The 22,283-nt window shown below is 30.7% G+C and carries 20 protein-coding genes; 9 read left to right on the forward strand and 11 right to left on the reverse strand.

Annotated elements, in window-relative coordinates; all coding sequences use genetic code 11:
- Positions 1–51: 51 nt before the first annotated feature.
- The 6 genes from ABNT61_RS17185 to ABNT61_RS17210 all read left to right on the forward strand — a co-directional run bounded on the left by ABNT61_RS17185 (position 52) and on the right by ABNT61_RS17210 (position 6,407).
- Positions 52–1,683 (forward strand): amidase family protein, encoded by a 1,632-nt coding sequence (locus tag ABNT61_RS17185; RefSeq protein ID WP_348744109.1) that lies wholly within the window; start codon positions 52–54, stop codon positions 1,681–1,683.
- Positions 1,684–1,729: 46 nt separating this feature from the next.
- Positions 1,730–3,082 (forward strand): 30S ribosomal protein S12 methylthiotransferase RimO, encoded by a 1,353-nt coding sequence (gene rimO / locus ABNT61_RS17190; RefSeq protein WP_348709501.1) that lies wholly within the window; start codon positions 1,730–1,732, stop codon positions 3,080–3,082.
- 2 nt (positions 3,083–3,084) lie between these two features.
- The gene (locus tag ABNT61_RS17195; RefSeq protein ID WP_348744110.1) at positions 3,085–3,465 is read left to right on the forward strand and encodes a hypothetical protein; all 381 of its coding nucleotides are present in this window, start codon (positions 3,085–3,087) and stop codon (positions 3,463–3,465) included.
- Positions 3,466–3,558: 93 nt separating this feature from the next.
- Entirely contained in the window at positions 3,559–3,861 is a 303-nt protein-coding gene (locus ABNT61_RS17200) for a hypothetical protein (RefSeq protein ID WP_348744111.1), read from the forward strand.
- A 100-nt stretch (positions 3,862–3,961) separates the two neighbouring features.
- Complete coding sequence (locus ABNT61_RS17205; protein WP_348744112.1) at positions 3,962–5,620, forward strand: hypothetical protein; 1,659 nt, start codon at positions 3,962–3,964, stop codon at positions 5,618–5,620.
- Positions 5,621–5,678: 58 nt separating this feature from the next.
- Positions 5,679–6,407, forward strand: coding sequence for a diphthine--ammonia ligase (locus ABNT61_RS17210; RefSeq protein WP_348744113.1), 729 nt, complete (start codon positions 5,679–5,681; stop codon positions 6,405–6,407).
- Between the two features lies 1 nt (position 6,408).
- Here the strand turns inward: ABNT61_RS17210 and ABNT61_RS17215 are convergent, their stop codons facing one another.
- The 10 genes from ABNT61_RS17215 to ABNT61_RS17260 all read right to left on the reverse strand — a co-directional run bounded on the left by ABNT61_RS17215 (position 6,409) and on the right by ABNT61_RS17260 (position 17,908).
- Positions 6,409–6,978: a PAS domain-containing protein gene (locus ABNT61_RS17215; protein ID WP_348744114.1), complete on the reverse strand. Its 570-nt coding sequence runs from the start codon at positions 6,976–6,978 to the stop codon at positions 6,409–6,411.
- A gap of 51 nt (positions 6,979–7,029) precedes the next feature.
- Positions 7,030–9,495, reverse strand: coding sequence for a M14 family metallopeptidase (locus ABNT61_RS17220; protein ID WP_348744115.1), 2,466 nt, complete (start codon positions 9,493–9,495; stop codon positions 7,030–7,032).
- Positions 9,496–9,541: 46 nt separating this feature from the next.
- A complete protein-coding gene (locus tag ABNT61_RS17225) occupies positions 9,542–10,303 on the reverse strand; it encodes a TIGR02757 family protein (protein ID WP_348744116.1) in 762 nt (253 codons plus the stop codon).
- A 4-nt stretch (positions 10,304–10,307) separates the two neighbouring features.
- On the reverse strand, positions 10,308–10,859 hold the full coding sequence (locus tag ABNT61_RS17230; RefSeq protein WP_348744117.1) for a CPBP family intramembrane glutamic endopeptidase: 552 nt from the start codon (positions 10,857–10,859) through the stop codon (positions 10,308–10,310).
- Positions 10,860–10,912: 53 nt separating this feature from the next.
- Entirely contained in the window at positions 10,913–12,397 is a 1,485-nt protein-coding gene (locus ABNT61_RS17235; RefSeq protein WP_348744118.1) for a S10 family serine carboxypeptidase-like protein, read from the reverse strand.
- Between the two features lie 13 nt (positions 12,398–12,410).
- Positions 12,411–13,124, reverse strand: coding sequence for a DUF3667 domain-containing protein (locus ABNT61_RS17240; RefSeq protein WP_348744119.1), 714 nt, complete (start codon positions 13,122–13,124; stop codon positions 12,411–12,413).
- Positions 13,125–13,290: 166 nt separating this feature from the next.
- Positions 13,291–13,689 carry a heme-binding protein gene (locus ABNT61_RS17245; RefSeq protein WP_348744120.1) on the reverse strand — a complete coding sequence of 133 codons (399 nt, stop codon included), beginning with the start codon at positions 13,687–13,689 and terminating at the stop codon, positions 13,291–13,293.
- Between the two features lie 103 nt (positions 13,690–13,792).
- Positions 13,793–14,626 (reverse strand): AraC family transcriptional regulator, encoded by an 834-nt coding sequence (locus ABNT61_RS17250; RefSeq protein ID WP_348744121.1) that lies wholly within the window; start codon positions 14,624–14,626, stop codon positions 13,793–13,795.
- A 28-nt stretch (positions 14,627–14,654) separates the two neighbouring features.
- Positions 14,655–15,317, reverse strand: a complete 663-nt coding sequence (locus ABNT61_RS17255) for an ABC transporter ATP-binding protein (RefSeq protein WP_348744122.1) — start codon at positions 15,315–15,317, stop codon at positions 14,655–14,657.
- Positions 15,318–15,406: 89 nt separating this feature from the next.
- Positions 15,407–17,908, reverse strand: a complete 2,502-nt coding sequence (locus ABNT61_RS17260; RefSeq protein WP_348744123.1) for a DUF5916 domain-containing protein — start codon at positions 17,906–17,908, stop codon at positions 15,407–15,409.
- 250 nt (positions 17,909–18,158) lie between these two features.
- Here ABNT61_RS17260 and sucC point away from each other — a divergent pair, with 250 nt between their 5' ends.
- From sucC to ABNT61_RS17275, 3 genes are all read left to right on the forward strand, one after another.
- Positions 18,159–19,355 carry an ADP-forming succinate--CoA ligase subunit beta gene (gene sucC / locus ABNT61_RS17265; protein ID WP_348709483.1) on the forward strand — a complete coding sequence of 399 codons (1,197 nt, stop codon included), beginning with the start codon at positions 18,159–18,161 and terminating at the stop codon, positions 19,353–19,355.
- A 363-nt stretch (positions 19,356–19,718) separates the two neighbouring features.
- Positions 19,719–20,060: a hypothetical protein gene (locus ABNT61_RS17270; RefSeq protein WP_348722210.1), complete on the forward strand. Its 342-nt coding sequence runs from the start codon at positions 19,719–19,721 to the stop codon at positions 20,058–20,060.
- 532 nt (positions 20,061–20,592) lie between these two features.
- Positions 20,593–20,937, forward strand: a complete 345-nt coding sequence (locus ABNT61_RS17275) for a hypothetical protein (RefSeq protein ID WP_348722208.1) — start codon at positions 20,593–20,595, stop codon at positions 20,935–20,937.
- Positions 20,938–21,013: 76 nt separating this feature from the next.
- Here ABNT61_RS17275 and ABNT61_RS17280 read toward each other — a convergent pair whose 3' ends face one another.
- A complete protein-coding gene (locus tag ABNT61_RS17280; RefSeq protein WP_348744124.1) occupies positions 21,014–22,261 on the reverse strand; it encodes an outer membrane beta-barrel protein in 1,248 nt (415 codons plus the stop codon).
- Between the last annotated feature and the right edge of the window lie 22 nt (positions 22,262–22,283).

Genomic DNA, 22,283 nt, shown 5'->3' on the forward strand with positions numbered 1-22,283 from the left:
TTTCAATTATTTATATCTTTGATTATCAATGAATCTTTAAAACTTATTATCGTGAATAAGGTACTAACGCTACTATTTGTTCTTTTTCTAATTGGATGTAAACAAGAAGATAAAGAAGTTAAGTTCTTCAAAAAATATGATGAAACAGCTGAGCTTAAAAGTCAGCAAGAACATCAGAACCCACGTATGAAATTCAAATTGCTTCAATCTAAATTTTTAGATATGAACGAGGTTTTCAAACCTTTTCAAAAGGAATTGTCAACGTTTACAGAAGAAGAATATTCAAAATTAAAACCTTTAATAATTGAACAATCTATTCCTTCAATACAATATTCAATTAGGAGTGGAAAGTTGTCTTATGAGAAACTTTCTTTATTTTATTTATATCGAATTAGAAAATTTGAAAGTGACTCTTCCAAATATTTAAATGCAATTATTAGCTTAAATCCAGAAGTGCTTAAGAATGCCAGAAAAAAGGATAGTATTGCAAAAACAAATAATATTGATAATGCCTCAGTATTTGGTATGCCTATTTTATTGAAAGATAATATCAATACAACAGGAATGAATACTACTGCGGGAGCAGAAGTTCTAGCAAATAATAACCCAGAAGATGCTTTTATCGTAAGTAAACTTAAAGAGAATGGAGCCCTAATTTTGGGTAAAGTTAATTTAAGTGAATGGGCATACTACTTTTGTTCAGGTTGTCCCTTAGGATATAGTGCTGTTGGCGGACAAACTTTAAACCCTTACGGCCGTAAAGTTTTTGAAACTGGTGGTTCAAGTTCTGGTAGTGGTGTAGCCACGGCCGCAAATTATGCTATTGCAACCATTGGAACAGAAACAGCAGGTTCTATTACTTCACCGTCTAGTCAAAATTCAGTAGTAGGGTTGAAACCAACAATTGGTTTATTAAGTAGAGATGGAATTGTTCCAATTTCGAGTACTTTGGATACTCCTGGTCCGATGACAAAGAATGTAATGGACAATTATATTGTATTAAAAGCTTTATTAGGAAAAGACTCAAATGATAAAAAGTCATTTGCGTTGGAGGACGATCAGCAGCTTTTTAAAACTAGTGATTTAAAAGATAAGAATATTGGAGTGTTAACTTCTTTATTGAATGATTCAATCTATAAAAGTACTATTGAAAAAATTAGAAATGCAGGAGCTAATATTGTTGAGGTTTCTCCTGAGCAAACAAGTTTACAAGGTTTTTTAACGTTGTTAAATATCGATATGAAGCATGATTTACCAAGTTATTTAAAAGGTAAAAACATGCCGGTATCTTCAGTTCAAAATGTAATAGAGTATAACTTGAAAGATTCTATTATGAGAGCACCATATGGTCAGCAATTGTTTGAAGGTATTGTGAACGATACCACAACTATTGCTCAATTAGAAGTTGTAAAGCAAAACTTAAAGAATGAAGGATTGACATATTTCAAGGATTTTGATGAGAAAAAGTTAGATGCGATTCTTTCTATAAATAATTATCATGCAGCGTATTCCGCTGTTGCGGAATATCCAAATCTTACTGTTCCAATGGGATATAAAGATTCAGGTGAACCAATAAGTTTAACATTCATAGGAAAGCCAAAAACAGAGTTTACATTACTCGAATTAGGTTTAGCCTTTGAAAAATTAACTCAAGTAAGAAAATTACCTAAAGACTATGAGTAATTTATGACGAATAAATCATAATTTTGCACTCCTTAAATTCAGATAGATGCGTACAAAATCTACAAAGCAAAATAAAATCAATGTAGTAACATTAGGTTGTTCTAAAAACGTTTACGATAGCGAAGTGTTAATGGGACAATTAAAAGCCAATGGTAAAAATGTAGTTCATGAAGATCCAGAAGATGATGGTAATATCGTTGTAATTAATACTTGTGGTTTTATTGGTAAAGCAAAAGAAGAAAGTGTAGATACAATTTTACACTATGCGCAACGTAAAGAGGCTGGTGAAGTTGATAAGGTTTTTGTTACGGGTTGTTTAAGTGAGCGTTATAAGCCAGATTTAGAGCAAGAAATTACAAATGTTGATCAATATTTTGGAACGCACGATTTACCAAACCTATTAAAGGTTTTAGAAGCAGATTATAAGCATGAATTAATTGGTGAGCGTTTAACAACAACTCCGCAGCATTATGCCTATTTGAAAATTGCTGAGGGATGTGATCGTCCATGTTCGTTTTGTGCAATTCCGTTAATGAGAGGTAAGCATAAATCTACTCCAATTGAAGAGTTGGTTATCGAAGCTACTAAACTAGCAGAATCTGGAATTAAGGAAATCATGTTAATTGCTCAAGATCTAACGTATTATGGTTTGGATATTTACAAGAAAAGAGCTTTAGCGGATTTATTAAAGGAGTTAGTTAAAGTAGAAGGAATTGAATGGATTCGTTTACATTATGCATTTCCAAGTGGGTTTCCAATGGATGTGTTAGATGTGATGAGAGATGAGCCAAAGGTTTGTAACTATTTAGATATTCCTTTACAACATATCAATACAGAGATTTTAAAGTCGATGAAACGTGGTACTACTCATGAAAAAACTACAAACTTAATTCACAAGTTTAGAGAGTATGTACCAAATATGGCAATTCGTACAACGTTAATTGTTGGTTATCCTGGAGAAACTGAGGAGCAATTCCAAGAATTAAAGGATTGGGTAGAAGAAATGCGATTTGAACGTTTAGGTGCTTTTGAATATTCACATGAAGAAAACACAGGAGCTTATGTTTTAGAGGATGATGTTCCTGCTGATGTGAAATTCCGAAGAGTGAATGAAATCATGGAAGTTCAGAGTCAAATTTCTTGGGAGTTGAATCAAGAAAAAATTGGAAAAACATTCCGTTGTTTATTTGACAGAAAAGATGGAGAATACTATTACGGAAGAACTGAGTTTGATTCTCCTGATGTTGATAATGATGTAATTGTGGATGCGAGAGAACACTACATCAAATTAGGTGAGTTCATCGATATTGAAATTTACGATGCTGGTGATTTTGATTTATACGGAACTCCAACAGTAAAACAAGAACGTCCTGTTCCTTTAAATAAGAGGAAAAAATAAAATTGGAACAACCAATTGATTTTAAGAACTGCTCTATTGAAGATTTTGTTCATCTTTTGGTGAATAAGAAAAAATCTTTTGAGTCTATAGAAAAGGATCTTGATGCTGTTGAAACTACGAAAGAAGAAATCAAAGAAATAAAGCAAAGATTGGTTTGGGCTAATGAACGAATTCATAAAAATCTTGATTTCGAAACTCGTTTATTTCTGATTATTTTTCCTTTTGGTTATACTCATAGATTATATCAAAATAGTTTTTTTGATGTAGATGAAATGATTGAAAGAGGGTTTGTTTCAAAAGTCAATCAATACCGTTATTATTCTATACTAGGAATCATATTCAATATTTTCATTGTCATTCTAATCGATTTTTTATTGAGATAATTATCTTGTTTTAAATTACTTATTGCTAGGTATTCTATTCATTTATGATTTAAAATAGTTTTGAGATGTAGTTAATCATTAAACTTTTTAATCATGAAAAAAGCTATTTACTTTTTAAGTTTTTTATTAGTAAGCTCATTCTTTATTATGTCTTGTGAGACAGATTCAGATGATGAGGATTTTGGATCGGGGAATTGTAATGCATCACGAATTGAGCAATTATCTGTTGATGTTTCGGATACAGGTGTGGCCTATGCAGGAAATCAAACTACTGCAAATTGTATTGCTTATAATAACGCTTTAACGGCTTTTATTAATGAAGCCGAAAACTGTCCAGAAGTACAAGCACAAGTAAATCAATTAAAAGAATTACAAGCGTTATTGTCTTGTAACTAATGTGTTATGTTTGAATTAAAAATCACAAACCCTGCCTTGTGCAGGTGTTTTTGTTTTTATGCATACTAGAAAATAACTAAATTAGTTGAAAAATTACCAAATGAAATCTTTAATCAAACTAACCATTTGTTTCCTGACTTTTCTACAAGTTCTAGGAATACAAGGACAAACTTTTAAGGCTAAACTTGACGAATTATCGAATTCGTTAGCAAAAGTAGAAACCAGTAAATCAACATTTGATTTGTCAATCACTTCAGAATTACCTGGTGTGGCAAATTTTATGCAAACCGAAACCACCAAAAAAGGTAAAGTTACAGAGCTAGCGTACGAGTTTAATTTTGCAGATATTGATGTGAATACAGTTCGTTATGAAACCTCAAAGGACTTAATTAAGGTACAGTTGATCGCTAAGCAAAATCAGAAAATGATTAAATCAACAGTTAATGGTGAGAAAGTTAGCTTTACTAAAGAGTTCTATATGTTGGCTGCAGATGTAGACAATGCCAGACAAATTGTTGACTATATTAAAGAGTTAATTCCAATTTCGAATAAAATCACTGAGAATAGATTGTCGCTAAAAGGATACAACGATCGATTAGCTTGGTTAACCAAGAATATTTTTACAGTAGAATCAGGGAAAAGTAAAGTTGATCAAGTATTAGAAAAAGACGAAAGCTATCCGGCAAGTGTTCAGTTTATAAATACGGAATCAACTAGTAAATCTATTTTAAAAACATCATATGAATTCAATCTTTCTAATATTAATGAAAGAGGAGTGTTTTTTAAGAATAAAGGAAGCGATTTTGTAATTACTATTCCAACCAAAAGAAATCTAAAGGCGATAAAGGTTGTGAATAATGGAGCGGTTAAATCTTATGTTTCTAAATTCGAAATAATATGTAAAAGCGTAGAGAATGCAAGAGAATTACAAAAAGTATTTCAGGATATTATTCCATTAGCTGAAAAACGTTTTAAAGCGAGTCTTCCTAAGAAATTAACGATTAAAAAAGGTGTTGAATTAATCAATAAGAAAATAGAGAAAGTAGTTTCTGATAAAGAAACTTTAAGTCAAAAGTTAGAAGGAGATTGCATCTTGACTATTTCTCAAATAAGTGAAACGTCAAAAAAGAAGGAGAATAACACCTATGAATTAAATTTGATAGATATTAATAAGGAGGATGTTGAAGTAGCGGTAAAAGGGAAAAAAGTTCATTTATACATCAATACGATTGGTAAGAATAAGTTTATAAAGCATACTAGAAATGATGATCAACAAAAGTATGCGAGTAGAATAGATTTAATTTGCAACGGTATTGAAGATGCAACAGTTTGTAAAGAAACACTTAGGATTTTAATTGAGAAGTGTACCAAAAACAAACCGAAAACTCCAAAGACATTAGTGGCTCTAACTAAGGAGCTAAAAAAAGTAACTTTAGGTAAATTAACTCATGATCAAAAATTAGAAAGCTTAGAAGAAGGTGGAGTTAAATTTACCTCGATTCAAGCCTCAAATAAAAGTTCTGTAGAAAACATACAAGAGTTCAAACTGGGTGATTTAAACCCAAAGTCAATTGCGATGAAGGTTTCTGGTAAAAAAGTTACTGTTGAAATCGCTACGAATTATCAGGAGAAAATTATTAAAACCTATAAAGACGGAGAGATAAAGAATTATACGAATAAGATATTATTGTATTGTGATTCTATTGAAAACGGGAGAAAGATTTCTGATATTTTACGAAAAATTACAGGAAAGAAATAGATTAAAAAAATAACAATTTTAAAGGCCACACTTGTTGTGGTCTTTTTATTTTTACAATATGAAGAAAGCGTTTTTTAATTGGAGTACAGGGAAAGATTCAGCTTTTGCTCTTTATAAAATATTAGAGCAAAAAGAATATAGTATAGAAACTTTGCTTACGAATGTAAACAAAGACTATTCAAGAATTTCGATGCATGGATTGCGTGAAGAATTACTAGATAAACAAGTTGCCAATATTGGATTATCTGTTGAAAAACTATATTTCCCAGCTCAGGTTACAATGGACTTGTACAATGAAACCATGAAAGAAAAGCTTTCGCAGTTTAAAGATCAAGGAATGGAGTATTCCATTTTCGGAGATATTTTTCTTGAAGATTTAAAAAGTTACCGTGATCAGAAACTGTCAGAAGTTGAACTGACTGGTGTTTATCCGCTTTGGCAGCAAGACACCAAATCTCTTATTAAAGAATTTTTAGCTTTAGGTTTTAAAGCGATTACCGTTTGTGTAAATGCAAAATTACTTGGAGAGGAATTTGTAGGAAGAGTTATTGATGAAGACTTTATTAATGAACTTCCAGATAATGTCGATGTATGCGGTGAAAACGGAGAGTTTCACACTTTTGTGTTTGATGGACCTATATTTACAAAGCCCGTAGATTTTGAAATAGGAGAAAAAGTATTAAAGTCTTACACCCTAAATGAAGATGAAGATCAAAATTGTCATTCGAATACTTCAGAGAAGGTAAAGACTTACGATACTAGTTTTTGGTATTGTGATTTAAAGTAAACTACGCTATTTGTCTTTCTAATGCTAAGAAATGAGTTGTTTTGTCATTGTGCATTAAAGGGAAAATATGTAGTTCACACTTATATGTAGTGTTATCTTTTCTATGATTAATAATTACTTCCTTGAAAGGCTTGTTTTTCTGTAATTTCTCTCGAATTCGCTTTCTAGTTACTTCTGAGGTTTCTCGTCCTTGTAAAAATACAGGTGATTTTTTCAAAGCATAGTTTCTAGGATAACCAGTCATTTTAGAGAATCCTTCATTAACCCACAGAATACTTCTATTAATATCTGTAAGAATCAATGCTTCAAAGGAGTTCTTTGTAAGAATTGGTTCAATAGTTTTTATCCAAGCTTCACCTTTAGCAATATGCTTTAAAGCTTGTATATCGCTTTGAATAGATTTTTTTTTTAGTATTGAGTTAAGGTTTTGTACGTGAAAATCAAAACTTAATAAGTTAAGTGGGTTACTTTCTTCTTCTTTCAAATACCCTTTGATTTCTTCATATTCCTCAACACACAAAGAGTTTATAAAAAGGTCTAAACTCTTCATCAGACTTATTGGGTTTTTCATCTTGTTTGTTTTGGGCAACTAAAAATAACTAAAAGAATCTAAATTTTAACATTATTTAACCATAAATAAGGCATTTGCAAAGAAAAGTTTACCATTATCCCAAAAACCTCTAAATAATGGATTGTCAGCTAAATAGATAACTTGACCACGTCCAATATTTTCAGTTCCAAAAATTAATGACTTTTTCTGCTTAGTTAATGTTTTACTACCTGCAAATCCAGCAATTAATGTGTTATCATCAAGCGTAACTACATTATGACCTCTTTTTAAGTAATCAAAAGAACTTGTTCCCAGTTTTAGGGTGAAGTAATCAGAATCATATCCGAAACCTAAAGGATGAGTTGTATCTACATGAGTTTTAAAAATAGCCCCCGTAATTAGGTTCTTAATTTGTTCTCTTTCAGATTCCGCGTAAACACGTTTTTTAGGTTCAGTTTTAGCAGTGTCTTTCTTCTTTTTAGTTTGTTTGGTTGTTAATCCAAATTCCTTACTATTTGCAAAAACTTGGTTTGCATATCCAATAGAAATCACTTTTCCACCTTTACTAATCCAAGATTTTAAAGTCTTTAATTTATCCTTACTTAAAATTCCAGAATAACTTCCATTTGGTAGAATTAAAATATTGAATTTAGATAATACCTGAGCAGATAAGTCACTAGTTCGAATAGCACTATAATCATAATTCAAATCTTGTTCCAAGAAGTAACGAACTTCACCATAACTTAAAGTAGAAATCCCTTTTCCTCCTAAAACGGCTATTTTTTTCTTTTTTATTTCAGTAACACTATACGATCCCATATCAACTCCATTTGTTGATAATCCAGTAGTAATATGTTTGTTCTCTTTTTGATGCTTTTTACTTATTTTGAAGACTAAGTCATCAAAGTTTTTCAAGTGTTTATTGTCTCTTTTAGTAACAATAAGTGAACCTGGTTTTAATTTTTGATTACTATTATCCATGGCTTTACTTGTAGTTCTTACTCTGATTTTATGTTGTAAAAAATCAGTTAATAAAGCCGCATCTGAAATATGATTCCAATCAAAAACATAAGCATACACATTATTTTTAGCTACAGCATTATTGCTAGAATTTGCAGTAGTTGAAGCAACTTCCTTTTTAGAAGCAACAGCATTTAATCCATAAGCATATGGTAAAGACCAAGAAGTGATGTCATATGTTAGAGAATCTTTGATTCTAGTTTTAGGTTCAAATAAAACTTCAATTAGTTTTCCTTTAGGTTGATTTGTAGAAATACTAATGTTATCACCATTTACTTTTAACTGTCCGTTTTTATTTTTGTTATACACGAATCCTGTAACTGATGGAGAATTAGTTTTACCATATTTAATCTCATGGCGATCCAATAATTTCTTTAAAGCATCAATTTTATCTGAATTTCCTTGAAGTACGTACGATTTGTATTTGAAACTTCTATTATTAAAGTACTTTGTGAATTCAGCATTTAATTTGCTTGCGTTTTTTGAAGCCATTTCAACTGTTGATAATCCCGTTGTTGTATGATGTGTCAATCTATCTTTTAAGGTTAAAACGTCACCTTCATTTGTTTTAATTCCTAAACCAGCTCTTCCATGTCCCGCTTGTTCATAAGTCATACCAATTGCTCCGTTAAATGTTGGATAGGTATCACCATAACTAGGGTATAATAAATCGAAGCTTTCTTTTGTGAAATATAACCAACCTTCTTTATCAAAATACTTGGCGTTGTTTTTTCCGATTTCTCCTTGGAAATCTCTTTGGAATTTTGTGATAATTTCATGGAAAGGTTCTGCAGCAGGAGCAAAGTAATATGGATTGTTATAGTATTGCTCATGGAAATCTACATGGATATGTGGCATCCATTTATTGTAGACTTTTAATCGTTGTTGAGATTCAACTTGTGTAACCCAAGCCCAATCTCTATTCAAGTCAAATAAGTAGTGATTTGGTCTACCTTGTAACCAAGATTCGTTATGCTCTAACGCTAAAGGATTTGGATTTACATTTCTGTTTTTTACTTGATTGAACCAGTTCACATAACGATCTCTACCATCAGGGTTTAAACATGGATCAATAATTACAATAGTATTTTCTAACCAAGCTTGTTTTTCAGTAAGTAATTTATACGCTGTTAAAATTGATGCTTCAGTAGCAGAAGCTTCATTTCCATGTACATTGTAACTCAACCAAACTATCGCTTTATCTTTTAACCCAGAAGTGTTTGCTAGATTAGCATTAGTTAAATGTTGTTTTCTAATCGATTCAATATTCTCTAAATTACTTTTGCTAGATATAAATGCAACTTGAAGTGTTCTTCGTTCATTCGTTTTACCATAGTTTTCCAATACAAGATTGTCTGAATTTTCAGCTAAATATTTGAAATAATCGACTACTTCATGATGTCTGGTGAATTGAGAACCAAAAGGATATCCTAAAAATTGAGATGGAGATTTTATGTTTTGAGAAAAAACAGTAATAAAACTAGCAAGAGCAAGTGCTAACGAAATTTTATATCGCATAAAACTTAAATTTGATTGATTCTCAAATGTAAGCAAATAAATTGAGCTAAAACTTCTCAAAAACACCTAATCCAAATAAAGCAAAATCATATTTTACAGGATCTGATTTGTCAAATTTTCTAAGTATTGAATCTAATTCTTGAATTGATTTCCAATCGTTTTGTTTTCTCTTTAGAATACCTAGTTTTCTTGCAATATTTCCGGTGTGCACATCAAGTGGACAATGCAAATGAGCTGGATTGTGTGATTTCCAAATACCAAAGTCCACACCTTTTTTGGCATCTCTAACCATCCAACGTAAATACATGTTTATTCGTTTCGCTGCGGAACCTTTCACTGGATCTGAAACATGTTTTTGGGTTCTTGGTAAATGCGGAATATCAAAAAAGATTTTCTTGAAATTACTAATTGCCAATTGATAGTTGTCGTTATCTCCAGGAAGTAAAACAGTTTCCAAACCCTTATGTTCGATGTAAATATTACGTAAGGATTGAATGAAGAATTTAAAATCTTCAGCATTAAATGTTCTGTGTACAAAACCATCAAACTTTTCCAAATCATCCTGGGTATGATTCATCACAAAGTCATAAGGAGAATTACCCATCAACTCCATCATTTTAGAAGCGTTATTGATAATCATCTTACGATTTCCCCACGCAATTGTAGCGGATAAAAAACCAGCAATTTCAATATCTTCTTTTAAAGTATATTGATGTGGGATTTGAATTGGATCACTCTCGATGAAATCTATGTTTTCATAAAGGGCGGCTTTTTCATCTAAAAATTCTTTAAGTTCTTTTTGTGTCACCTGCTTAAACTAAATCGCTGGCAAAACTAATTAAAATAAAGAAAGCATTATAACAAGCATGTAATAAAATACTCCATTGTAATCCAAAACGAACTCTTATAAAACCTAAGTATCCACCTAAAATGGTTTGAGGTAAAACTAAAATCGGAGCTAATAATAATACATTACTAGTTATAGTGAAATTAGTAATGTGTACTAATCCAAATAAAACAGCAAATATGTAAAATGCTGGTCGGAAATATGTTGGATTATGAAAAAGTGTAAGTGGTGCTCTAAAAATTAATTCCTCAAATAAAGGAGCAAAAACCACAGCTAAGAAAAAAATTACTGCTTTTGGAAATTGATTCATCATTTCTTCCATGGCATGTTGATTCATATCTACCAAGCCAGAAGATTCAATTAATCCGAAGATAGGCATAATTACGGCACTTGTAATTATACTTATAATTAATAGATGCAAAAATTTCTTAGTTCTATAACCGTTATCTGTATTTTCGTCTTGTGTTAATACTGGATTTTTTAGATAGGCAATTAGCTCATTAAAGGTTTCTCTCATATAAATTGTTTGATGTATAAGTAGATGAAATTTAACAAATGTTACAAACGATATTAATATTTCGCAGCACCAACATTTTTAGAACTCTTTAAAATGAATGCTCTTAAATCTTGATTGGCTTTTTCTAAATCTTCTTTTCTTAAATACATCATATGCCCACTTCTATAGCCTTTAAAACTCATTCGATCTTTTAACTTTCCACTTGGATCGATTTTTCCCATAGTATATTTTGCGGCACTATATGTGGTCGCGCCATCGTAATAACCAGATTGTACTAATACATGTAGGTACGGGTTTTGAGCCATAGCTTTTCTCAAGTTTTCTCTTGAATTGTCATTAGAAAAATCCCAAGGATGAACTGGTCCAAACATGTTATATTTTACATCAGTTTTAAATTTTAAAATATTTTGTGTGTAATAGTTAATAGCCGGTGTAAAGGAATGTAACCAAGAAACCAATTCAGGACTATAATCTGGTCTTGTACCAGTTTCAGTTCTATCAAGACCTAAATATCTACTATCTAATCTTCCAATGGTTTTTCCATTTCTATCTCTCAATAATTCCTTCCAGAAATAGGCTTTAGGTAGTTCTAAATTATGTCTTAGAATCACTTCTTTTTTTACTCCAGAATAATAAGCCATTTTTTCAGCAATATTATTTTTTTCTGTTTCTCCTATATATCCACCTTTAGCTAGAGCTGGGAGTAATTTATTAATAGCGAAATCTTCTGATTCTGGAAGAATTTCTAATAAATCTTTTTGTTGTAATTCTCTAGGAAGTTGTTTGTGATACCAAGCCGCAGCTGTGTAATAAGGAAAATTAATAGCATAATCTTCTGAGGCTCCAGTACGTATAAGTTTATAATCTGCTGGAGAAACCATGATAACTCCATTTAAATACATCCATTGTCTACTTTGTAATTCGTAAGCCAGTTGCATTACCCGAGTTCCACCATAACTTTCACCAATAATATATTTTGGAGCCTTCCATTTGTTATTTCTTGTAATGAAAGTATTTAACCAATCTGCTAAGTATTTTGCATCTGCATTTACACCAAAAAAGTATTTTTTGTCAACTTTTTCGTCCTTCTTTACAACAGGTCTAGAATAACCCGTATTTACAGGATTGATAAAAACAATATCTGCAACATCAAGAACAGAATAAGGATTGTCTTTAATTCCATATGGTTGAATAGGATTTCCTTCGTCGTCAATTTTTAAGGTTTTCGGACCTGTATACGCGATATGCATCCAAACAGAGGCAGAACCTGGACCTCCATTAAATGACATTATAATCGGACGATCTTCACTTCGCGTAACATCTGTTCTGTAGTAATAAGTATAAAATAAAGTTGCTTTTACATTTCCGTTAGCATCAAAAACAGGTTGTGTTCCTGTCTGAGCTTTGTAGGTAATTTTCTTTCCGTTGATTGTTGCTGAATATGAAGTTACAACAGTTGTATCAACTGGGACTCTTTTATCTTGAGAAAATAAAGTTGTAGTAACAGTAAGAACGAGTAGTAAAAGGATTTTTTTCATTTGATAGATTATTTTAGATAAGTTTGATTAATCCTATTAGTATAACCGTAGAGAATAAAATTACTATAAATAAAAGAATACTTGTAAATGCTTTTATTAATGAATCTGATTTGTATTTAGGATTATAAAAAACTTTATAAATATACCATATTAAGGTAACATAAATAAAAGGGTTGAATAGTAAAGGAAATCTGAATATGATAAATGATAATAAACCAATTATTAAAGTAACTTGCCCTAAAATAAAGGAGTTAATAGCAATATGCTCAACAAAGTTAAAACGTTTAAAAAACAACTTTGTAATAAATGAAAGAGGGATTACGGTAAAAATCCAAAAAAACTTGAAGTAATTGTAAATAAATGAACCTCCGCTAGCACCAATTTTATACCCTAAGTTACCTTTTACAAGATTAACTTTTTCTTCAGGAATGATTGATTTAGCTTTAAAAAAAGCTTCAACAATAAGGTAAGCAGTAATCGATAGAATCAAAAATGAAACAGGATTAAAAATCCCTTTTCTTTTTCCTCTAATATATTCTTCAATGGTCGTTTTTGGTCTAATCGTAAGGTTCTTTATGTTGTAAAGAAATCCTTTGTCCATGTTTGTAATAGTAGCAAAAGTACTTTCTATGGTTGAACCAAATGTAATTTTTTGAGTATCTCGTTTTTCACCACAATTCGGGCAAAACTTTTCATCATGATCATAACCGCACGAAATGCAAATCATAGAAATAATATTTATGCTAAAATTAAGGTAAAAAATCCATTATTACTTAAGAACAATAAAACCTAGTTCGAAGAGATAATAACTAAACTGTCTTAATTGTTTGTTCAGAATAAAAAAAAGGGACTAAAAAGTCCCCAATAAAAAAATCTCTATAACTGATTTTAGTTTAAATAACTTCAGTTCCAGCTTTTGCTACCGCATGATCATTTTCAACTGAACTACCGCTTACTCCAATTGCTCCAATTACGTTTCCATCGGCATCTTTTATAGGAACACCTCCAGGGAAAGTGATTAATCCATTATTGGAATGTTCGATATTATATAAAGAACCACCAGGTTGTGATAATTCACCGATTATTCCCGTATCCATATCAAAAAAACGAGCTGTTTTTGCTTTTTTAATTGAAATATCTAAAGAACCTAACCAAGCTCCATCCATACGAGCAAAAGCAATTAAGTTGGCACCGGAATCTACTATCGCAATATTCATTTTTGTGTTCAATTCACGAGATTTAGATTTAGCGGCAACAATTATTTTTTCTGCTTGTTCTAAAGTAATATTCATAAATTCTATTTTTTTAGTATTTAATTTCAGCTGCAAAAATAGATTTAGACTGTAAGAACGAGTTAACGATTAAAGTCCATGTTGTTATGAAAAAAGGTCAATTTTAAACTTCTGAAGGAGAAAAACCAAATCTGGTTTTGAAAGCACTACTAAAGTTTTGAAGATTGCTATATCCTAAATCCAAATAAATATCTGAAGGTTTGAATTTTCCTTCTTCCAAAAGTGTTTTAGCTTTTGTTAAGCGTTGTTCTCTAAACCATTTACCCGGAGATAAACCATATTCCTTGGCAAAATGACGCTTAAAGGTTGATAAACTCATGTTGCATAAAAAAGCAATTTCTTCTAGAGATAATGAAGAATAAACATTTTGCTCTACATGGTGTTTAAAAGATTTCTTTTCTTTATTAACTAATGAAAATAAGTAAGATTCAAATTGTTCTTGATATTTACTTTGTAGGTATAACAACAATTCTTCAAACTTATTTACAAGTAAGTTCTCAATACTTTTGTTAGATGAATTTGTGATTGAGGTTAATGAGCTTAAATAGGTAGAAATGTAAGCGTCATTTTCTATAATAAAATAAGAAGAATCTTCTTTAACGGTTATATTCTTTTGAACATGCTTGTTTAAAAACTCGATTAATTGCTGTTCCGAGAAGAATAATAACTTACAGAAATATGTATTCTCTTTATCTAATAATTCACTCCATAAACAATTCCCTTTTTTGACTAAGAGTGATTGTTTATTATCTACAATAACAGCTGAATCTGGAAAATGCACTTGTTTTTTACCCACTTGCAAAAAACTAAACATATGCATGTTGAGGTTGACCTTAGTTTTAATTGAAGCTTCGGTCATCTTTAAATCATAAATAAATAAGTTTTTATTTACATCATATGAAGTGGTGTAGCTTTCTGGTACATTTTCTATGAACATTAATAGAGATTTTATTAAAGATATATTGTTATTCTACAATAACACCATCTTTCATTTTTAATGTTCTGTCAGCCATTTCAGCTAATTCCTTATTGTGAGTAACTAAAACAAATGTTTGTCCGAATTCATCTCGAAGTTTAAAGAATAGCTCATGTAAATTTTCCGCTGAATTAGAATCTAAATTACCAGAAGGTTCATCAGCAAAAATTACTGAAGGATTATTGATTAAAGCTCGAGCAACTGCAACTCTTTGCTGTTCTCCACCAGAAAGTTCATTTGGTTTATGGTGAATTCTATGAGATAATCCTAAAAAATCTAATAATTCCTTAGCTCGTTTTTCAACTTCAGCTTTTGGTCTTTTAGCAATGAATGCTGGAATGCAAACATTTTCAAGAGCTGTAAATTCCGGTAATAATTGATGAAACTGGAATATAAAACCAATATGTTGATTTCGGAAAGCAGATATTTCTTTATCCCTTAGTCCTTTAATTACTGTATTGTTGATAGATAGCTCGTATGGAATATCTGATTCTGGTTTGTCTAACGTTCCTAATATTTGAAGTAATGTTGTTTTTCCTGCACCAGAAGGACCAACAATAGCAACAATTTCACCTTGTTTGATATGTAAATCAACACCTTTTAAAACCTGAACTTCTCCGTATTGCTTATGTATATTTTTTCCAGTAATCATTAGTAAAGATTAAGATGTACGAATGTAAAAAAAAGAAATCAGACAAGTAGAACTTATCTGATTTGAATAAACAAAACTAATTATTGATTTTAAAACAATACGTTCTTAATATCATTGTAGTCGATGAAATATACTAGACGCAAAGAGAATGTATGCATCATAGATTCATCGAATAAACGATTTATATTATCAGTAAAACTAATATCAGCAGGAGCAAAAGTTGCACTTGGATTAATAGAATTACGGTAAAATGCGATTAATTGACTTCCAGGAGCGAATTGCCAAAAATAGTTCAAGTCTAAATTCCAACTATTAAAGTTTCTGTCATAATCACCTGTAAAAGTTGTTGGCACTAATTGACCATTACTTGTATCTAAACTAAATAACTGATCTTTATAAGGAACTTTACTCCAATTGTGTCTGAAAGACAGAGATAAGGAAGAGTTGGTATTGAAACTATATTTTCCTGAAACTGTATTTTCATAGGTAGTTCTATCTCTCTCTCCAAAAATAATATCACCATTATTACTATCAATATATCCTAAATCATTATCAACTTGATTATATCTGAAAGAGTAATTTAAAGAGAATTGATCGTTAAATCTGTATCGTGGACCGAATCTAAATCCATAAGAATTTTTAGGAATTCCTTTAAAGAATGTGTAATACCAGTTGTAATCAATGGCTAGTTTTTTTCTGTAATCTGTCGATCCCCAATGATTGATATTTAATCGCATTGGTCTTTCAAAGAAAATACCCGATGTACTTCCTTGTCGCGGTTCAAAGAAATCTTTAGACGTTGTTCTGAAGTTGATGTTTCCACCAAAGTTGAAACGATTTCTAGTTTCTGACCAAAATGAAACTCCTGTACTTGTTCCTGTATACACTCCTGATTTATGTAAGAAGTTTACATTATACCACCAATTGATTCCGAAATTGTTGAATATTCCAACAGGTTTTAATTGTCTATATCCTGTGAAACCATAAATCGTTTGCTCGTTATTACTAAATAAGATTCCCAAATCATTTGGATTGAAATCTTTGTTTTCGAAGTTATAACCAATTTCCCATCTCCATTTTCCAGATTGTCTTCCTATACTGGTATCAAAACTGTATCCTGGAGTAGTTTCTGTAGGATCATCACTAATATGCGTAGCTCTAAAACTACCATCAATATTATATGTACTCGATTTATCTTCAACATGCCATAGTAATCCCGTAGCATTCGCATCTCTAAATCTTCCGTCTCTAGTAACATTTGTATTAATTAAAGTAATAGAAGAATTCTGATTGAACTGCTTATCTAATACCATTATATTATAGTTGGCAAAAGGTTCAGTAGTAACTTTATATTGATTTTTAGTAGTAATTACATCGGTACCAACTTGAGTTTGTTCTGTGCGCTCAATAGTAGCTTCTGTTTTTTCTGTAATTGCATTAAAGAAACCAATTCCCAAACCGTCTTTTGTTCTACCTGAAATTTTAATGGCGTTCAACATTTGTACCTTTCCAGGATAATCAACTATTTCTTCATTTACCTTCTTCCCATTCACAAAATCATCATCATCTCGTAAGTTTCCACCTACATCGAACTGATCTGTTGGAAAACCACCGATTCTTCTCGAATAAAATAATCGTCCTTTTGTAAATAATTCTGTTCCTTCAGTGAAAAACTGACGTTGTTCTGTAAATTGCTGTTCAAACGGACCTAAGTTTAATTGTACATCATCAAAACCAACCTGACTAAAATCAGGAATTAAAGTAGCATCTAATGTAAAGTTTTCTGAAAGTCCATATTTAACGTCCATTCCAACACTCCAATCTGCAACTGTATGATTTCCTTCTGTTCTGGTAATAACAGAAGCATACGGATATAAGTTTAAACGAGTAGGAGGAGAGATGTTTCTGAAATTTTCAATTAAACCATCATATTGTGTCCATCTTCCAACTTCATTATCAATATAATTCCAAGTATATCTAGTATTAATATTTCTAGCTTCTCTATGAAAATTCATTCCCCAAGATTGAACATCACTATTGGCAAAACGTAATGCTCGATATGGTATTTTCATTTCCACTGACCATCCAAAATCAGTGATTTTAAAATCACTATCCCAAACTGCACTCCAGTTGTAATCTTCGTTGTTTCCATTTGAAACTTTAGAGTCAATTTGAACTCCTGAAGCTGTAACAATGAACATAACAGGATTTTGTCCATCATCAATAGGATTAATCATTGCCATAAAAAAATCAGAGTTTCCAAAATTATCACGATTTGTAAATTCTGCTGGAATCTTTGATGGATCTGGATCTAACATTTTGGCAGAAATGTAAACGGCATTATCATCATAGACTAATTTTACTTCAGTTTTATAATCAGCTAATTCGGCTACGCCGTTATCTGGTCGAAACTGAACGAAATCCTTGGCAACTGGAACATTTTTCCAAGCATCATCATTCAAGTCTCCATCAATTTTTGGAGGAGTATTTGTTCTTGTTGCGCTTAACTTTTTTCTATTTTGATTTACTTGACTTTGAGCAATGGATAGACCCAAAAAAGTGAATAGCAGGAGTAGATGATAGTTTTTCATTGAAATTTTTGATTTATGCTGTAATAGTTTTTCAATTAACAATAGTAGATATGTTTGGGTATCTAGAATTGTAAATTCTTGTTAATTACAGTAAAGACCTGTTAAATTTTCGAGTGTTACATTTTTTGAGAGCCATGTTTCTTAAAAAACCGTTAAAAAATAGTTGAATATGATAATTATTTAATGCGATAAAGCCTCGGTAGTTTCGTTTGAATTCGTATTTTTGTTCGACTTTAAAAATTCATATCGAATGAACTTACACGAATATCAAGGTAAAGAAATATTAAGTAGTTTTGGCGTTCGCACACAACGCGGTATAGTTGCTAGTACTCCAGAAGAAGCAGTTGAAGCTGCAAAGAAATTAACTGAAGAAACAGGAACTGGTTGGCACGTAATTAAAGCTCAGATTCACGCAGGTGGTCGTGGAAAAGGAGGAGGAGTTAAGTTAGCTAAGAACTTGGACGAAGTAAAAAGCATTTCAAATGATATTATTGGAATGATGTTAATTACACCTCAAACATCAGCTGAAGGAAAGTTAGTAAACCAAGTATTGGTTGCTGAAGATGTTTACTATCCAGGTGATAGCGAGCCAAATGAATTTTATATGTCGGTTTTATTAAACCGTGCTACAGGTAGAAACATGATTATGTATTCTACTGAAGGAGGTATGGATATTGAAGCGGTTGCTGAAGAAACTCCACACTTAATTTTTACTGAAGAGATTGATCCAGGTACAGGATTATTACCATTCCAAGCTCGTAAGATTGCTTTTAACTTAGGTTTAAGCGGTGGAGCAATGAAAGAAATGGTAAAATTCGTTACTGCATTATATACAGCTTATGTAAAGTCTGATTCGGCTTTATTTGAAATTAACCCAGTATTAAAAACTTCTGATGATAAAATTTTAGCGGTAGATGCTAAAGTTACTTTAGATGAAAATGCATTATACCGTCACAAAGATTATGCAGAAATGCGTGATGAGCGTGAGGAAAATCCTATTGAAGTAGAAGCTAAAGCAGCAGGATTAAACTATGTTGATTTAGATGGAAATGTTGGATGTATGGTAAACGGAGCTGGATTAGCAATGGGAACTATGGATTTAATTAAGCAAGCTGGTGGAGATCCTGCAAACTTCTTAGATGTTGGAGGAACTGCTGATGCTAAACGTGTTGAAACAGCTTTCGGAATTATCTTAAAAGATCCAAACGTAAAAGCAATTTTAGTAAACATTTTTGGAGGAATCGTTCGTTGTGATCGTGTTGCTCAAGGTGTTGTTGACGCATATAAGAACATGGGAGATAGAATTAATGTTCCAATTATTTGTCGTTTACAAGGAACTAATGCTAAAGAAGCAAAAGAATTAATCGATAACAGCGGAATGGAAATTATTTCAGCTACTGAATTCCAAGAAGCTGCTGACAAAGTTGGAGAAGTATTAAGTGCATAATACGAACCAATGTAAATTAATTCTTACTTAAATATTGAAGAAGCCTACTTTGAAAGAAGTAGGTTTTTTTATGGGATAAATTTGACAAAACTTTGATTTCTCTGTAGGTCTAAAGCTACAACTCCACTTAAATAAGTGTTTTATATTCGAAGTAATCAATCTGATGACTTATAGCTGTTTATTATAATGTTACTGATTTTAATGCACAAAACATTAAAGGAACATTTAAATAACTATTGTTTTGGCTTTTCATAAGTATCTCATAACGTAGAGGTTTGTGATTTGAAATACATTTGTAATGGTTTGCAAATCAAAATATAAACGAAAAAATCAAAAAACATTTAACCCTCGAAAACAAACTCTATGAAATCAATCAAATTTGTATTAGTAGCAATTTTAATTATGTTTAGTAATGTAATTTTAGCTAGCACGAACCCAACAGAAGACAAGGTCAAAATGACTGTTATTTCAAAGCAAATTTCAAAGTTATTAGAAAACCCAAGTTTTCCTGTAGAAAGAAACTCATCAATTACGGTTAGATTTACAGTTAACAATAATAATGAAATTGTGGTATTATCTGTAGAGGCAGCTCATGATAAAGAACTTATAGAATCTTATATCAAGTCGAGACTAAATTATAAGAAATTGAAAAGTAATGTAAAATCTAGTATATATACGTTACCTATTAAAATGGTGTCATTATAAACTAGACTTATAAATGAAATTGAAATCTCACCAATTCGGTGAGATTTTTTTATTGAAAAATATTCAATGATATCTAAATATTGATGTTTTTTGTGTTTTTAAAATGAGGTTTTTGCCTATTTTGTTGATTTATATTTAATAGAATTCCGTTTGTAAAACGTTTTCGTTAATTTTTAATGTTAACAAATAGTTTCGTAAATGTAAATTAAATGTAATTTAATGATTTAAAACATTTATGAAATAGGCATTACTTCGACAATAAATCATTCAGATTTTTAACATTTATCGATTTTTAATTGAATCTTTTTTAAAGATTAATAAAAACTGATTTTCAACACTATTTTTTATGACAAAAAGAATCTCAACTATAGCGTTTTCGTTAGTAAACACGGGGTTTTTTGTTAATTTTTAGATAACATAGTTGTGAATAATCGCATGTAATTTTACATCGTCTTGCAAGACTATTAGGATCATAATAAACGAAAGTTGTTTAAAATAATTTAAAACATATAAACAATAAAAAACGATCACTATGAAATCAATTAAAATTTTATTAGTAGCTGTATTAATCGCGTTCAGTAACACGGTTTCAGCAAATGAGAAGAATCCAGTAGAGGACAAAGTAAAAATTTCAGTAATCTCAAAGCAGATTCAGAAGTTATTAGCGAACCCAAATTTCCCAGTTGAGCAGAACTTTTTTGTTAAAGTGAAGTTAGCTGTGAATAACAATAATGAAATAGTAGTTTTATCTGTGTATTCAGAAGGGAACAAAGAAACTATAGAAGCATTCATAAAGTCTAGGTTAAATTACAAAAAGTTAACCAGCAAAGCGGAAAAGAAGGTGTTTATCGTTCCTGTTAAAATGATTTCATTATAACCGATAATAACCACAAAAATTTAAACAAAAAAAGCTCACTTCAATAGTGAGCTTTTTTATTGTTTATGAAACAAGTTTATTTCGAACTGAATAAACTATATGCGACCATTATAGAGGTTGAACTTAATCTTGATTCAACATTAGTAAATGTTCCTAAAAGATCTTGTTCAGAGTGATACCTTCCTTCTATATAGAAATTGTTTAATTTATATCCTATTCCAGCTGTAAATAAGCCTGCAGAAGGTATGTTTTCAAAGTTTTGTAATGAGTTTGTCTTATTACTAAGAATTGTAAATTTTGAACTAAAAGGAATATTAAAAGAAAACCCTAGATCAATAAATATTTTTGAATTATTCCTAATTGAAAAGTATTTTCGAAAAGCTAGCATAGTTTCAATTGACTTATAATCTAAGTGATAAGTGAAGTCACCAATTAAAGGTTCTTGACTGTTTGAAAGCGTTACATTTTCGTTCAAAGACTGATAATTTGGATTAAGAACTATTGACCAATTATGATTGTTAAAAGGTAGAAAGTATTCTAATTCTGCTCCAAACTTAATATTCATTTTACTAAAATCACCAACTATTGTCGGATTAAGTTTTGTGTCATCTTTTATAGAGTTGGTCAAAAAGTTTGCACCAGCTTTAACTTTTAGTTCAATAAAGCTTTTAAGTTCATTTTTAGAGTAATCGACAGTTTCTTTTTTAGTAACTATTTCGTCAGATGTACTACATTCATTATATCTTAGAAAATACTCCTTTAAACTCTTTCTAGAATAATTTACCTTTTTGGTATTTAGACCTTTACAAGGAAGTAATTTTTTAAGTTGATACCTAAAAAGTTCATTAACTTTTATGTCCCCTAAATCTGAAATATATCTTTTATAAACTAAGGGAACTAATTCCTCTTTATTTTTAGAAAAGAAAAAACGTGTCAAGTTTGTACCACTATACACATATAACCTAGTATCAGACTCTACAAGTAATTTTAAAAAAACTTCTTTTTCTTCATATTCTGGAACTCTAACTTTACTTAAGCGATAATCAAGACTACTTGATTTATCAATTTTAGATAAATGTTTTTCAAATTTGAATTTTCCTGGTATAGAAAATTCTGAAACATTATTTATTGAATTCTTTTTAGTTTCAGTGTTCTGAGTAAGTTTATATTCAAATGTTTCCGGATTGTTTTTCCAGTTTTCATTTTTAATTAAACATTCCGTTTTATTTCCACTATTGTTAATAAAGTATCCTTTTTCGAATTTAGATTGTGAATTAACAGTATAACAAAATAGGATTAGAACAGTGTAAATAATTTTTTTCATAGTCTGATTTTTAAATAAATGA

The sequence above is a fragment of the Tenacibaculum sp. 190524A05c genome, from assembly GCF_964036595.1.
In the GTDB taxonomy this organism is placed as follows: Bacteria; Bacteroidota; Bacteroidia; order Flavobacteriales; family Flavobacteriaceae; genus Polaribacter; species Polaribacter platacis.